We start from the raw sequence: 14,405 nt of genomic DNA, 5'->3' as shown, positions 1-14,405 counted from the left end.
CCCGTAACCGGCGGTCACCATGGGTAGTTGACGCGGCATGCACGACGTACGCACCGTGAAGACGCCCTCCATGCCGCGGCTCGCGGCCGCCTCGCTCGCCGGGACCGCCATCGAGTTCTACGACTTCTTCGTCTACGGGACCGCGGCCGCGCTGGTCCTGGGGCCGCTGTTCTTCCCCACGTTCTCGCCGCTGGCGGGGACGCTGGCCGCGTTCGCGACGTTCGGGGTGGGGTTCGTGGCCCGGCCGCTGGGATCGGTGCTGTTCGGGCATGTCGGCGACCGGCACGGACGCCGGCCGGTCCTCGTCGTCTCCCTGCTGCTGACCGGCGCCTCGACGGTCGCGGTGGGCTGTGTGCCGACGTACGACACGGTCGGGGTGGCCGCTCCCCTGCTGCTGCTCGTGCTGCGCTTCCTGCAGGGGCTGGGGCTCGGCGGGGAGTGGGGCGGCGCGGTACTGCTGACCGTGGAGCACGCACCCGCCGAGCGGCGCGCGCTGTGGTCGAGCTTCCCGCAGGTCGGGCCCGCGGTGGGTTTCGTGCTCGCCAACGGAGTGGTGCTGGCCCTGTCGGCGACGCTGTCCGAGGCGCAGTTCGCGCAGTGGGGGTGGCGGGTGCCGTTCTGGGCGGCCGGGGCGCTGGCCGTGCTCGGGCTGTGGCTCAGGTCGTCGCTGCCCGAGAGCCCGCGGTTCCTGGAGCTCGACGACCACGCGCGCGTGCCGCTCGCCGAGGTCGTGCGCGACCACTGGCGGCTCGTGCTGCTGACCGCCGGCGCGCTCGCCGCCGGGTACGCGATCTTCTATGCCGTGACGACCTGGTCGCTGGCGTACGCGACGGAGCGGCTCGGGGTGAGCCGTACCGTCATGCTGACCTGCATCATGGCCGCCGTGGTGGTGAAGGGCGCGCTGACGCCGGTGATGGCGATGGTCGGTGACCGCCTGGGCCGACGGCCGTTGTGCCTCGCCGGATGCGCGGCGGCCGCGCTGTGGATGTTCCCGATGGTCGCGCTCCTCGCGACCGGCGAGCCGTTGCCGATGTTCCTCGGTTTCCTGGGGGCGCTGGTCGCGTTCGTGACGATGTTCGCGGTGATCGCAGCGTATCTGCCGGAGCTGTACGCCCCGCGCGTGCGCTGCACCGGTGCGGCGGTCGGCTACAACCTCGGCGGGGTCCTCGGGGGCGCGCTCACCCCGATCGTGGCGACGGCTCTCGCGGAGCACTCGGCGCGCGTCCCGTGGGGTGTGGGCGCGTATCTGACGGGGATCGCCCTGCTCAGCCTGGGCTGTTTCGCCCTGCTGCCGGAGACGCGGCCGGTGCCGGCGGCCGTCGCGGCGCCCGTCACGGATTGATCGCCAGTTCCAGATACGCCGCGAACGGCACCAGGTGGACACCGCCCTGCAGCGGCGTGGCCCGCCCCGGGACCACCGTCAGCGAGCTGACCACGACGGTCAGCGCCAGCAGCACCATGTGGGTGGAGCCGGGACCGAGGACGAGCGGGCCGGAAAGCCAGACCGAGGCCAGGGCGACCGCGGGCACGGTGAGCCCGATGCCGACCAGCGCCATCGCGGAGCCGAGTGCGAGGTTGAGGCTGGTCCGCACCCGGTCGCGGCGGGCGGAGCGCGGGGCCGCGATGGTCTCGGGGAGCAGCACGAGCAGGGCGGTGATCACACCGACGACGGCGTGGTGGAGGCCGGCGGCTTCCACTCCGGACTCGGTGGTGGGCGAGACGCCTTTGGCGAGGCCCACCACGTCGATCAGGGCGAATCCGAGGAGGCCGGGACTGATCAGGGCGGCCTTGGAGGTCGGGGCGCCGGCGTGGTCGTCCGCGGTGATCACGTCTCCCTGTCGGGTGACCGGCAGGAATGGTCGCGGTGCCGGACGGTCTGCGTCGCCACGAACATGCCGTAGAGGATCAGCGAGGACAGTGCGGCGAAGGTGAGCTGGACGCCGGAGAACTCCGGGCCCGGTCTGCTGGTGGTGAACGTGGGCAGGGCGAGGCTGAGCGTGGCCAGGGTCGCCACGGTCGCCAGGGCGGCGCCCGTGCCCTCCGGGTTGAAGATCGCCGTGCCGTGGCGCAGGGAGGCGACCAGGAGGCACAGGCCGACGATGCCGTTGCAGGTGATCAGCACGGCCGCGAAGACGGTGTCCCTGGCCGGCGTCGCGCTCTTGTCGCCGCCGTCCACCATCAGCGTGACGATCAGGGCGACCTCGGTGATCGTCACGGCGACCGCGAGGACGAGGGAGCCGAAGGGTTCGCCGACCCGGTGGGCGACGACCTCCGCGTGGCGCACGGCGGCCAGGACGGCTCCGGCGAGGACCAGCGTCACTAGTGCGACGATCGCGCCGGGCAGGTCGCGCCCCCAGGTCAGGGCGAGCAGGACGACCGCCAGCGCCGACACGAGGGACGACCACCGGGTCGTGACCGGCCTGAGCCGAGCGATCAGTCGAACCCGATCACCGCGAGGTAGCGGTTGGGCCGGCTCCTGTCCTTGAGGACGAGGCGGCGGGTCGGGCCGTCGGGCCGGCCCGTGAGGCGTTGTTCCCCCTCCTCGGCCAGTGCCCGCATCTCGTCGATGCGGCCGGTCTCGAGGTCGATGATCTGGACGAACCGCTGCGGTGCGCTCATGGTGCCTCCACCCGGATCGGGCGCCCCCCGTTGGAAACGCCCAGTCCCCAAGGAAGCGCCGGGAGCGGTGGTCGGCGATTCGCCGCGCACCCCTCCCGGGGGTGGTTGTTCCTACGTCGTGCGTGGTCAGGCGCCGATGCTGTCCTTCGGAGCGCCTTCGCTCGCCGTCTGCGCCGCCTCGGCCGCCGCCTGCTTCTTCGAGGCGCGCAGGCTGGTGATCGTGGTGATGATCAGGACGGAGCAGATGATGCCGAGCGAGACCGGGATGCTGATCTCCGGGACGTGGACCCCGGACTCGTGCAGCGCGTGCAGTACCAGCTTCACGCCGATGAAGCCGAGGATGACCGACAGGCCGTAGCTGAGGTGGACCAGCTTCTTCAGCAGGCCGCCGATGAGGAAGTACAGCTGTCGAAGGCCCATCAGCGCGAACGCGTTGGCGGTGAAGACGATGTACGGGTCCTGCGTCAGGCCGAAGATCGCCGGGATCGAGTCGAGCGCGAAGAGCACGTCGGTCGTACCGATGGCGAGCATCACGACCAGCATCGGGGTCATGACCCGCTTGCCGTTCTGCTCGATCCACAGCTTGGTGCCGTGGTAGCGGTCGGCTACGCCGAAGCGGCGCTCGGCGGCCTTGAGCAGCTTGTTCTCCTCGAACTCCTCGTCCTCCTCGTCGGTGCGGGCCTCCTGGATGAGCTTCCAGGCGGTCCAGATGAGGAAGGCGCCGAAGATGTAGAACACCCACGCGAAGCTGGCGAGGATGGCCGCGCCCGCGGCGATGAAGATCGCCCGCAGCACCAGGGCTATGAGGACGCCGACGAGCAGGACCCGCTGCTGGTACTGCGACGGGACCGCGAACTTCGCCATGATCAGGACGAAGACGAAGAGGTTGTCGACGCTCAGCGACTTCTCGGTGATGAAGCCCGCGAAGAACTCGCCGGCGGGCTCGCCGCCGCCGAAGACCAGCAGCCCGAGCCCGAAGAGCCCGGCCAGGGCGATCCAGACGACCGTCCAGATCCCCGCTTCCTTGATAGACACGTCGTGCGGTTTGCGGCCGATGAAGAAGTCGACCGCGATGAGGGCCGCCAGGCCCACGATGGTCAGGACCCACAGGGTCAAAGAAACATCCACTGCGCCTCCGGCAGTACGTAACGGCAGGTAATCAGCGTCGTCGCGCTGCCGGAGGTCTCTTCCACCCGAGGACGGGCCGACGCCCCGGGATCAGGCCTGATCCGTATTGACGGGTACGCCGCAGCAGGGAGTACTCCCCTCCGTAGGGAAAACAGTACCCAACCACCAAGAAAAGGTAAAGCGATTGGCAAAAGAAATGCCAAGTCCCCAGGTAGGGGCTCTTTACGAGTACTTGGTACGAGCCGTCGCCACCTGGCCGAGAACCTGCTGGAGCACCTGGCTGCCGGGCGGCACGAGAGCCGGTTCATACGTCCAGGCATGCCCCACCCAGGGGTCGGCGAGGTGGTCGTCGGGCACGGGCGTCAGCCGCAGCAGCCCACGCCACAGCGGGTCCAGCAACGGACCGTAACCGTCGGCGTCCTCCCGGTCGGCGACCATCATCAGATGGACGCCGACGGCGGGCCCCTCGTCCGCGAGGTAGCGCAGCTGGTTCACGGCGCGGTCGTCGAAGCCGTGCGGGAAGTCGTTGACGACCAGGAGCTGCTGGGCGGTGTCGAACCCGGGCGGAAGCGAGTCGGCCGCACCGGCGCGCACCGCCATCTGCACCAGGTCGACACGCTCGGTGAGCCGGCCCAGGACCGCCGCGACGCCTGCCGCGCCCGCCGCGGGCGGCTCCGCGAGCACCCCGCTGTGCACCAGCGGCGTCAGTTCCCGGGCGCCCGAACCGGCCGGGTCGATCACGTGCACGCTGAACTCGCCCGCCGGGTGCACCGCCAGCAGCCGGGCGGTGTGCGCCACGGCCGACTCCATGGCGAGGCGCCGCAGATCGTGGGAGTCGGCGAACCCCCCGTCGGACGAGGCCGACACCCCGCTGTCGATCCACAGGCCGCGCTCCAGCGGGAGCCGCACCAGCATGGGAATGCGCAGCGGGTCGCTCTCGGGCAGCTGGAGGTCGCCCAGGCGCAGTGCCATGGGCATCTCCATGGGCACCCGGTAGGCCTGCCAGACGGGGTTGTCCCAGCGCGCGTACGCGGCGGGCAGCGCCGGTTCGACGACGTCGGCCTCGGCGCCGAGCTGGACGAGATCCCGCTCCAGGGCCTCCCGGGCCTGGCCGACAAGCTGGGCGTACCTCGCCTGCGCCGCCTCGCGGGCGGCGTCGCCCTGGCCGCCGATCCTGCTGCGCGGGTCGGACAGGACCTGGTCGAGCTCCTTCTCCATCCGCGCGTCGGCGAAGTCGACGGCGCTGCGGTACGCGGCCATCGTGCGGGCCAGGTCCTCGAACATGCCCCAGACCTGGTTGTAGAGCCGCTCCTCCATGGACCAGCCGGTCGCGTCACCCGCGACGGGCCGGGCGGCCTGCCCCGGCTGGGCCGGGGGCGCGGTGGGCGGAGGCGGGGGCGGCGCCGCGTTCTGCCGGCGCGGGTGGCTGTAGTCGATCGGACCGCCGCCGGCCGGCGCCACCGACGGCGTCGGCTGGGTGGCCGCCGCGGGGCCCATCGGCGGGGTCCCCGCCGGGTGGCCCGGGCCCGAGGGACCCTGCGGGTCCTGGGCCGGACCGTACGGGCCGGTGGCGCCCTGAGTGCCCTGAGCGCCGTACGGCGAGCCGCTCTGGTCCGGGCCGAGCGCGGAGGCGGCGGCCTGCCGGGAGCGGTCGCCGTCGGCCGTACGCGGCGGGGCCGACACCGAGCGGGCCAGCCCATGGGCGACGGCCTCGTTGATACCGGCCGCGAGCCGATGCGCCTGCGGCAGGCCCTGGTCGGTGAGGAGTTCGGCGAGGCCGCCCGCGTAGCCCTGGCCGACGGCGCGCACCTTCCAGGCGCCCTGCCGCCGGTACAGCTCCAGCGCGACGACCGCCGACTCCGCGTCCAGGCCGGTGAGGGTGAAGGTGGCGACCTCCGTGCCGTCGAGGCCGGTGACCGCGACGAAGGGGGCCGCGACGGAGCCGAAGCTGACCGGCCCGCCGACGCCCGTCGGCAGCGCGAGCAGGACGGCGACGCGGTGCACGGCCGCCGGCATGGCGTCCAGGTCCACCGCGAGGCGGTGGTCGGCGGCCGCCTGCCGGGAGACCTCCAGGCCGGGCAGCGTGGGTACGCCCGGATGGGCCACCCATTCGACGCCGTGAACCCTGCCGTTCTCGTCGCCGAGCGTGGCAGCCGCCACGACCGGCCGGCCGGCCGAGACCCGGATCTCGAGCCGGACCTGGGAGAGCGGGTGGTTCTGCCCCCGCACCAACTCGGCCGTCATCGCCTGTCGTCCCCCTGCGTCGCGTGTGATGTTGTCGTGTGCCGCTCGCCCGGGTTTCCTACAGCGCCGGCAGGATCGCGGGCATCAGGTCCTGGAAGGTGCGGCCGTTGGCCGGCGTGCCCAGGGCCGTCATGTTCCAGCCACCGCCCACGCGGTGCACCTTCGCCATGATCTGGGCGGTGTAGGCGCCGCCGCCCGCGAGCGTGTAGCGCGCGAGTTCCTGGCCGTTGGTCTCGTCGACCAGACGGCAGAACGCGTTCTGCACTTCCTGGAACGTCTGCCCGGTGAAGGAGTTGACAGTGAAGATGATCTGGTCGATGTGGACCGGCACGCGCGCGAGGTCGACGAGGATCGCCTCGTCGTCGCCGCCCTGGCCGACACCGCCGACGAGGTTGTCACCGGTGTGACGGACGGAGCCGTCGTCACTCACCAGGTGACGGAAGAAGACGACGTCGACCGGCTGCTTGTCCGCGAACAGAACCGCGGAGGCGTCGAGGTCGATCTCCCTGGTCCGGGAGCCGAACAGGCCGCGACGCGGGGCCGCCTGCCAGCCGAGACCCATGCGCACCGCGGTCAGGCTGCCCCCGTCGTTCTTCTGCAGACTGATGGCCTGACCCTTGGTCATGTTGACGGTCACGCGCTGATTCCCCTCTCGGACTGTCCCCTGTTGCCGCGGACCCCGCGGTTGTCGGAAACCCTACGCAAAGGCACTGACAGTGCCGTACCCAGGCCCGCACTTTGTGTCGGTCTTGCAACACAGCGCGTCGGCGGCCTGGGCACAGCGGCCGCACGGGTCCGTCAGGCCAGACCCGCCTCCCTCATCTGGCGCAGTTCCTTCTTCATCTCGGAGACCTCGTCGCGGATCCTGGCGGCGACCTCGAACTGCAGGTCCGCGGCAGCAGCCCGCATCCGTTCCGTCATCTCCTCGATCTGCCCGGCGAGTTCGGCCGCGGGACGGTCGGTCGGCACCGTCTCCTTCGCCTTGCCCTTGGCCGCCTTGGCCTTCGCGCCCCTGGCCGCCTTGTCTCCGAGGGACGGCACCGGAGCCTTGGTGCCCCGGCCGTCCTTCTTCGCGCGATAACCCGAGCCGAGCAGCTGCTCGGTGTCGACCTCCTCGCGGGAGATCTGGGCGACGATGTCGTTGATCTTCTTGCGGAGCGGCTGCGGGTCGATGCCGTTCGCCGTGTTGTAGGCGACCTGCTTCTCCCGGCGGCGGTTGGTCTCATCGATGGCCCGCTCCATGCCCGGGGTGATCTTGTCGGCGTACATGTGGACCTGACCGGAGACGTTGCGTGCCGCTCGGCCGATGGTCTGGATCAGCGAGGTGCCGGAGCGCAGGAAGCCCTCCTTGTCGGCGTCGAGGATCGCCACCAGGGACACCTCGGGCAGGTCGAGGCCCTCACGCAGCAGGTTGATGCCGACCAGCACGTCGAACTCGCCGGCGCGCAGCTCGCGCAGCAGCTCGATACGGCGCAGCGTGTCGACGTCGCTGTGCAGGTAGCGCACCTGGATGCCGAGTTCCAGGAAGTAGTCGGTGAGGTCCTCGGCCATCTTCTTGGTGAGCGTGGTGACCAGGACGCGCTCGTCCTTCTCGACCCGCCCGCGGATCTCGTGCACCAGGTCGTCGATCTGGCCCTCGGTGGGCTTGACGACGACCTCCGGGTCGATGAGGCCGGTGGGGCGGATGATCTGCTCCACGACGCCGTCCCCGCGCGAGAGCTCGTACTTGCCGGGCGTCGCCGACAGATAGACGGTCTGCCCGATGCGCTCCTGGAACTCCTCCCACTTCAGGGGACGGTTGTCGAGCGCCGAGGGCAGCCGGAAACCGTGGTCGACGAGGGTGCGCTTACGGGAGGCGTCGCCCTCGTACATGGCGCCGATCTGCGGGACTGTGACATGGGACTCGTCGATGACGAGCAGGAAGTCGTCCGGGAAGTAGTCGAGCAGGGTGTTCGGCGGGGAGCCGGGCGAGCGGCCGTCGAAGTGCATCGAGTAGTTCTCCACGCCGGAGCAGGAGCCGATCTGACGAAGCATCTCCAGGTCGTACGTGGTGCGCATGCGCAGCCGCTGGGCCTCCAGGAGCTTGCCCTGCTTCTCCAGCTCGGCCAGGCGCTCGCCGAGCTCCTTCTCGATGTCGTTGGCCGCCCGCTCCAGGCGCTCGGGTCCCGCGACGTAGTGGGAGGCGGGGAAGACGTACAGCTGCTGGTCGTCGCTGATGATCTCGCCCGTGAGCGGGTGCAGCGTGGACAGGGCCTCGATCTCGTCGCCGAACATCTCGATGCGGACGGCGAGCTCCTCATAGACCGGGAAGATCTCGATGGTGTCGCCGCGCACCCGGAAGGTGCCGCGGGTGAAGGCCAGGTCGTTGCGCGTGTACTGGATGTCGACGAAGCGGCGCAGCAGCTCGTCCCGGTCGAGTTCGTCGCCGACCCGGAGAGGGACCATCCGGTCCACGTACTCCTGCGGGGTGCCGAGGCCGTAGATGCAGGAGACCGAGGCGACCACGACGACGTCACGACGGGTGAGCAGCGAGTTGGTCGCGGAGTGGCGCAGGCGCTCGACCTCCTCGTTGATCGAGGAGTCCTTCTCGATGTAGGTGTCCGACTGCGGGACGTACGCCTCGGGCTGGTAGTAGTCGTAGTACGAGACGAAGTATTCGACCGCGTTGTTCGGCAGCAGTTCGCGGAACTCGTTCGCCAGCTGGGCGGCCAGGGTCTTGTTCGGCGCCATCACCAGGGTGGGGCGCTGGAGCTTCTCGATCATCCACGCGGTGGTCGCGGACTTTCCGGTGCCGGTCGCGCCGAGCAGGACGACGTCCTTCTCACCTGCCTCGATGCGCTTGGCCAGCTCGGCGATGGCCGTCGGCTGGTCGCCGCTGGGCTGGTAGGGGCTGACGACCTCGAAAGGCGCCACCGTGCGTTCGATGTGGGAAACGGGCCGCATGTCATCCACCGTACGACCCCCCACTGACAACGGGGTCCGATCAGGGGCTTCGCGGGGGCGAGCGGCGAGGCCGCGCGGCGGGCCTCAGCGGTTCTGCGGGGTCCGGGACTCGCGGTGCGCCACCTTCCGGCGGCCGCGGAACTGGGGGCGGCGCGACGAGTACGAGGCCGACGGATGCGCCGGGACGCCGGGTTTGTGCTCGGCGCGCGTCCAGTCGGGCTTGCCCATGACCATCAGCGGGTCGAACATCACGACAATGCCCGCGAGACAGAGGAAGGCCAGGGGGCCGATCAGCATCGGCGCGAGGAGGGCGGCGGCCGAGTCTCCCGTGGCCGGGGCCTCGGTGGTGTGCAGATGGACACTCAGGGCGGCCATGCCGGTGTAATGCATGCCGGTGACCGCCAGGCCCATGACAAGGCTGGCGCCCACGCTCCACAGGAACCCCCTGACCTGCCCCGCGGCCCACAGGGCGGCGGTGGCGGCGGCCATCGCTATGGCGACGGAGGCGGCCACGGTGAGCGTGTTGTACTCGAAGGTGCCGTTGAAGCGCATCCCGGCCATGCCCAGGTAGTGCATCGACGCGATGCCCAGGCCGGTGATGGTGCCCCCCGTGAACAGCGCGGTGCCGGTCGCGCCCTTGTAGCCGACGATGAAGATCCCGACGCCCACCATGAGTACGGCGACGCCCAGGCTGGCGTAGGTCATCGGTTTGTCGTAGTGGATCGGGGCGCCTTCGACCGTGAAGCCGATCATCGCGATGAAGTGCATGGTCCAGATGCCGGAGCCGATCGCCGCCGAGCCGAGGGCGAGCCAGCCGGGACGCCAGGAGTGGGCGACGAGCACGGCTCTGGTGGTGCAGCGCAGACCGAGAGCACCACCGAGGCAGGCCATGAGGAAGGCCACCAGCGGTGTGACGAGTCCGTAGCTGAAACCGTCGACCGAGCCTTGCATGCGCGGTTGCCCTTCGCCCTGTTGGTGGATTTCCCTGAACGCCCCTCTCAGGACCGCTGAGTGCGGTCAAGGCTGAGAGAGAGTATGACTGCCACCGGAATGGTCGAACGATTTTCCGGCAAAGAAACACGCCCTTGCCCCACATGTGCGGCACCAGTGAGCGGCCCCGGGCGTCTCCTTTCATTCTGTGGTCATCCTGCATCTCTGACGCTCCCTCACGGTTGACCGTCTGCTGTCAGAGTTGAGCTGTGTGTGATCGCCCGCTGCGAGGAGTACGCATGCACGCGCGCGTAGGTGCCGCCACGACCACCGCCGTGGGCCTGAGCACCGTCGCCCTCCTGCCGCCGGTCCACGACGTCCGGGCGGGCATCGTCTCCCGGCCCTCGGTGATCGCCCACCGGGGCGCCTCCGCCCAGGCCCCCGAGAACACCCTGGACGCCGTCGACGAGGCCGCCTCACCGGCATCGGCTGGGTGGAGATCGACGTCCGGCGCACAAGGGACGGCGGGCTCGTGGTGATCCACGACGACAGTCTCCGCCGTACGACCGACGCCGAGGAGGTGTTTCCCGGCCGTGTTCCCTGGAAGGTGAAGGACTTCACCACGGCCGAGATCGCACGGCTCGACGCGGGCGGCTGGTTCGATGCCACGTACGCGGGCGCGCGCGTGCCGACGCTGAAGGGGTACGTCGACGGGGTGGAACACAACCACCAGAAGCTCGAGCTGAAGCCTGCCATGCGCACCGACCTGCTCGGCAGGCCGGCCGTCGCCGACCTGCCCCGGTACGCGGCCTTCGCCGACCTCATCAGCCCGTCGTACAGGTCCCCTGTCCGGGGGATACGTCTCCGCCGTGCATGTACGGCGGAGACGGCGTCATCTCGCACAAGCCGGATGCGGTGCGGCGGGCCCGATACTGGTACTGACGTGGACGGGTGCCGACGTTCGACGGTCCTCGGGGCGTTGTCAGTGGCAGGCCTTACCGTGGGCGCATGGACAGCCATGGGCAGTACGAGCAGCAGGTCGTGTGGACCGTCGTCGGCACCGACATCGGCCCGCTGTTGCTGGCCGCGACCCGCGAGGGTCTGCTCAACGTCGTGTTCCACGCCACCGACGCGGTGCGCGACAAGACCCTCGACCGGCTGGCGGGCCGGCTGGGCACGCAACCCGTCGAGGCACCCGACTCCCCGCTGCTGGCCGAGGCGATACGACAGGTCGAGGCCTATTTCGCCGGTGACCGGCGCGACTTCGAGCTGCCCTTGGACTGGTCCCTGATCTCGGGCTTCAACCGGCAGGTGCTGCGCGAACTCGCCTCCGGCGTCCCGTACGGCGCGGTCGTGGGCTACGGAGATCTGGCCAAGCGGGTGGGACAGCCGAGGGCCGCGCAGGCGGTGGGGGTGGCGATGGGGTCCAACCCCCTGCCGGTCGTGGTGCCCTGCCACCGGGTCGTGGAGAGCGACGGCGGCATCGGCGGGTTCGGCGGCGGTCTGGAGACCAAGCGGAAACTGCTCGCTCTGGAAGGTGTCCTGCCAGAACCGCTGTTCTGAGGGGCGTACCGAAACGGGTCGAGCGGTCCCGAGGCGGGGCCGAGACGGTCCGAGGCATTCCGCGATCTGGGCGGGGCGGACGGCAGGGGGGAGACTGCGCCGGTGACCACACTTCTCACCGATCACCACGGCCGTGCGGCGATATGGCGCGCACCGTGACGGCCGTCGAGCGCGCCGCCGCTGCGCCCGTCGACGCCGATCTGCTGCCCGCCCTGCGCCGTCGTACGACGGCGGTGCTGGTCACCAGCCAGATCCTCGGCGGGCTCGGCGTCGCCACCGGCATCGCGCTGGCCGCCGTACTGGCCCGGCAGGTCAGTGGCCGCGAGGCGCTGTCCGGGCTCGCGCCCACCGCGACCGTCGCCGGCACCGCCGTGCTGTCGATACCGATGGCCGCCCTGATGACCGCGCGCGGGCGCCGGCCGGGGCTGGTGCTGGCCTATCTGGTGGGCGCCCTGGGCGCCGGCGTCGTCGTGGCGGCAGCGCGGATCGGAAGTTTCCCGCTGCTGCTGTGCGGCATGGCCGCCTTCGGCGCGGCCTCCTCGGCCAACCTTCAGGCCCGGTTCGCCGCCGCCGACCTGGCCGAGCCGCATCGGCGCGCCCGCGCCATCTCGAACGTGGTGTGGGCGACCACCGTCGGTGCGGTCGTCGGCCCGAACATCGCCGCGCCCGCCGGCCGGAGCGTTGCCGGGCTCGGGATACCCGCGGCGTCGGGCCCCTTCCTGTGGGCGGCCGGAATCTTCGTCCTGGCGGCGGCCGTGGTGGCCGTGCTGCTGCGCCCCGACCCGCTGCTGACGGCCCGCGCGCTCGCTCCGGAGGAGGAGCGCTCCCCCGCAGCCCGTTCCCTGCGGGCCGGTCTGGCGGCCGTCGCCGCCTCGCCGCGCGCCCGGCTCGCGCTCGTGACGGTGGCCGTGTCGCACACGGCGATGGTCTCCGTCATGTCGATGACCCCCGTCGACCTCACCCGCCACGGGGCGGGCATCGATCTGATCGGGCTGGTCATGAGCGGGCACATCGCGGGCATGTACGCGTTCGCGCCGCTGATGGGGCGACTGACGGACCGGGTGGGGCGCCTCTCGGTGACAGGGCTCGCGGCCGGGCTGATCGCCCTCGCCGTGTTCCTGGCGGGGACGGCCGGCGACAGCCACGGCCAGACCGCCGTCGGTCTCTTCGTCCTCGGTGTGGGCTGGTCGGCCGGGCTCGTGTCCGGTTCCGCGCTGCTCACGGACGCGGTGCCGTCGTCCGCGCGGGCGGCCGCCCAGGGGTTCTCCGACCTCACCATGAACACCTCGGCGGGGGTCGGCGGGGCGATCGCCGGGCTCGTGGTCGCGCAGGCGAGCTACGCGTGGCTCAACGCCGCCGCGGCCGGTCTGCTGCTCCCCCTGACCGCCCTCCTGCTGTTCACCCGGAGCCGGAAGTAGCTCCGGCGGGTGCACCTCAGTCGGGTGCACCTCAGTCGTAGTGCCGTGCCTCGATGACGTTGCCGTCCGGGTCGCGGAAGTAGAAGCTGCGCGTGGCCTCGCCGCGGGCGCCGAAGGAGCCGTGCGAGACGTCCGAGACGGGCACGGCGCGCTCCTCCAGGCGGGCGCGCAGGGCGTCGAAGTGGCCCCGGGGCAAGGCGAGGCAGACGTGGTTCACGGGGTGCCCCGCGCTGTCGGCGGCGCCGGGGAGCATTTTCATGCGCTCCGCCATCGACACGGGCATGAGGTCGAGAAGCGCCTCCTCGTTGACACGTACGGAGGGAAAAGGTTCCTTGCCGGCGGCGAACTCGGGGAGCCGGACCGGCTCCAGGCCGACGGTCTTGTCGTAGAAGCCGGCGGCGGCGACGGGGTCGCGCACCCACAGGACGACGTGGTCCAGACGTGTCGTGTTGTCCGTCATGCTTCCCAGGCTGGTGTCCTCCCCCACAGGCCGCAAGGGTTTGACCCGACGTGCCGCCCGCCAGAGATGAGGGGAGAGTCGACGGAGGGACAGGAGGCGGGCGCGTGGTGCTGGTGGTGTCGGAAGAGGTGCGGAACGCGGTCGACGCGCGTCGACCCGTGGTGGCCCTGGAGTCCACGATCATCTCGCACGGGCTGCCCCGCCCGCGCAACCTGCAGGTGGCGCTGGAGCTGGAGGCGGTCGTACGCGCGCAGGGCGGCGTGCCGGCGACGATCGCAGTGTTGGACGGGCGTCCCCATGTGGGTCTGGACAAGGAGCAGCTGGAGCGCGTCGCCAACGAGGACGGGTTCCGCAAGCTGGGCCATCGCGACCTGCCGCTCGCGGTGGCCTCCGGGGCGAGCGGGGCGACCACGGTGTCGGCGACGGCGCTCCTGGCGACGCTGGCGGGCGTACGGGTGTTCGCGACGGGCGGGCTCGGCGGCGTGCACCGGGAGTGGACGGTCACCCAGGACGAGTCGGCGGACCTGGGGCTGCTGGCGAGTACACGGATCACGGTCGTGTGCGCAGGGGTGAAGTCGATTCTGGACGTGCCGGCGACCTTGCAGCGGCTGGAGACACTGGGCATCGCCGTCGCCGGGTACGGCACCGACCGCTTCCCGGGGTTCTATCTGTCGGACTCGGGTCAACCCGTGGACTGGACGCTGGAGACCCCGCAGCAGGTGGCCGAGGTGATGCGGGCTCAGGACGCGCTCGGAGCATCGCACTCGGCGCTGATCGTCGCCAATCCGGTTCCCGAGGAGGAGCAGCTGGATCCCGAGCTGCACACGCGCGTGCTCGCCGACGCGCTGCACGCGTGCGAGGAGGCGGGCGTCACCGGCCAGGGCGTCACTCCGTTCCTGCTCGACTACCTGGTCCGGCACACCGAGGGGGCGTCTCTGAGCGCCAATCTGGCGGCGGTGCGCGGCAACGTGCGGCTGGCGGCGCGGATCGCGGCGGCGTGGGCCGAAGCATGACCGGACAACCGGACGGCGCGGACCACAATCGCGGCCACAATCGCGGCCACGGTGGCAGTCGCGGTGGCAGTGGCAGTGGCGGTGGCA

11 protein-coding genes and 2 pseudogenes are annotated in these 14,405 nt (G+C 71.1%); 5 read left to right on the top strand and 8 right to left on the bottom strand.

The genetic code is table 11. From position 1 onward, the window contains the following. Positions 1-37 precede the first annotated feature (37 nt). On the top strand, positions 38-1,342 hold the full coding sequence (locus ACIBTS_RS18555; RefSeq protein ID WP_399320563.1) for an MFS transporter: 1,305 nt from the start codon (positions 38-40) through the stop codon (positions 1,340-1,342). On the opposite strand, the pseudogene ACIBTS_RS18550 reads toward ACIBTS_RS18555, so the two are convergent. From ACIBTS_RS18550 to ACIBTS_RS18520, 7 genes and pseudogenes are all read right to left on the bottom strand, one after another. Next, a pseudogene (locus ACIBTS_RS18550) lies at positions 1,332-2,437 on the bottom strand (calcium:proton antiporter). The gene ACIBTS_RS18555 and the pseudogene ACIBTS_RS18550 overlap by 11 nt on opposite strands. Next, positions 2,434-2,619: a hypothetical protein gene (locus tag ACIBTS_RS18545; protein ID WP_399320815.1), complete on the bottom strand. Its 186-nt coding sequence runs from the start codon at positions 2,617-2,619 to the stop codon at positions 2,434-2,436. Before ACIBTS_RS18545 ends, ACIBTS_RS18550 begins: the two are co-directional and overlap by 4 nt. Before the next feature lie 126 nt (positions 2,620-2,745). Then, a complete protein-coding gene (locus ACIBTS_RS18540; protein WP_399320561.1) occupies positions 2,746-3,747 on the bottom strand; it encodes a TerC/Alx family metal homeostasis membrane protein in 1,002 nt (333 codons plus the stop codon). Positions 3,748-3,969: 222 nt separating this feature from the next. Further along, positions 3,970-5,991, bottom strand: coding sequence for a TerD family protein (locus ACIBTS_RS18535; protein WP_399320559.1), 2,022 nt, complete (start codon positions 5,989-5,991; stop codon positions 3,970-3,972). A 58-nt stretch (positions 5,992-6,049) separates the two neighbouring features. Next, entirely contained in the window at positions 6,050-6,628 is a 579-nt protein-coding gene (locus ACIBTS_RS18530; protein WP_079663041.1) for a TerD family protein, read from the bottom strand. 161 nt (positions 6,629-6,789) lie between these two features. Then, positions 6,790-8,934 carry an excinuclease ABC subunit UvrB gene (uvrB, locus tag ACIBTS_RS18525; protein ID WP_319676600.1) on the bottom strand — a complete coding sequence of 715 codons (2,145 nt, stop codon included), beginning with the start codon at positions 8,932-8,934 and terminating at the stop codon, positions 6,790-6,792. A gap of 84 nt (positions 8,935-9,018) precedes the next feature. Beyond that, positions 9,019-9,885 carry an MHYT domain-containing protein gene (locus tag ACIBTS_RS18520; RefSeq protein WP_319676599.1) on the bottom strand — a complete coding sequence of 289 codons (867 nt, stop codon included), beginning with the start codon at positions 9,883-9,885 and terminating at the stop codon, positions 9,019-9,021. Between the two features lie 278 nt (positions 9,886-10,163). Here ACIBTS_RS18520 and ACIBTS_RS18515 point away from each other — a divergent pair. From ACIBTS_RS18515 to ACIBTS_RS18505, 3 genes and pseudogenes are all read left to right on the top strand, one after another. After that, positions 10,164-10,841 (top strand): annotated as a pseudogene (locus ACIBTS_RS18515) (glycerophosphodiester phosphodiesterase family protein); the annotation flags it as partial. Between the two features lie 31 nt (positions 10,842-10,872). Continuing rightward, positions 10,873-11,427, top strand: a complete 555-nt coding sequence (locus tag ACIBTS_RS18510; RefSeq protein ID WP_399320557.1) for a methylated-DNA--[protein]-cysteine S-methyltransferase — start codon at positions 10,873-10,875, stop codon at positions 11,425-11,427. Positions 11,428-11,570: 143 nt separating this feature from the next. Further along, positions 11,571-12,845: an MFS transporter gene (locus ACIBTS_RS18505; protein ID WP_399320555.1), complete on the top strand. Its 1,275-nt coding sequence runs from the start codon at positions 11,571-11,573 to the stop codon at positions 12,843-12,845. Positions 12,846-12,876: 31 nt separating this feature from the next. Here ACIBTS_RS18505 and ACIBTS_RS18500 read toward each other — a convergent pair whose 3' ends face one another. Continuing rightward, positions 12,877-13,305 (bottom strand): VOC family protein, encoded by a 429-nt coding sequence (locus tag ACIBTS_RS18500; RefSeq protein WP_319676596.1) that lies wholly within the window; start codon positions 13,303-13,305, stop codon positions 12,877-12,879. A 104-nt stretch (positions 13,306-13,409) separates the two neighbouring features. Between ACIBTS_RS18500 and ACIBTS_RS18495 the strand changes: the two genes are divergently transcribed. Continuing rightward, complete coding sequence (locus ACIBTS_RS18495) at positions 13,410-14,318, top strand: pseudouridine-5'-phosphate glycosidase (RefSeq protein WP_399320553.1); 909 nt, start codon at positions 13,410-13,412, stop codon at positions 14,316-14,318. Positions 14,319-14,405 lie beyond the last annotated feature (87 nt).

It is taken from the genome of Streptomyces sp. NPDC050121 (genome assembly GCF_044460385.1).
GTDB lineage: Bacteria > Actinomycetota > Actinomycetes > Streptomycetales > Streptomycetaceae > Streptomyces > Streptomyces soliscabiei.
Note: the sequence above shows the minus strand (reverse complement) of the source record. Positions and strands in the feature narration are given on the sequence as shown.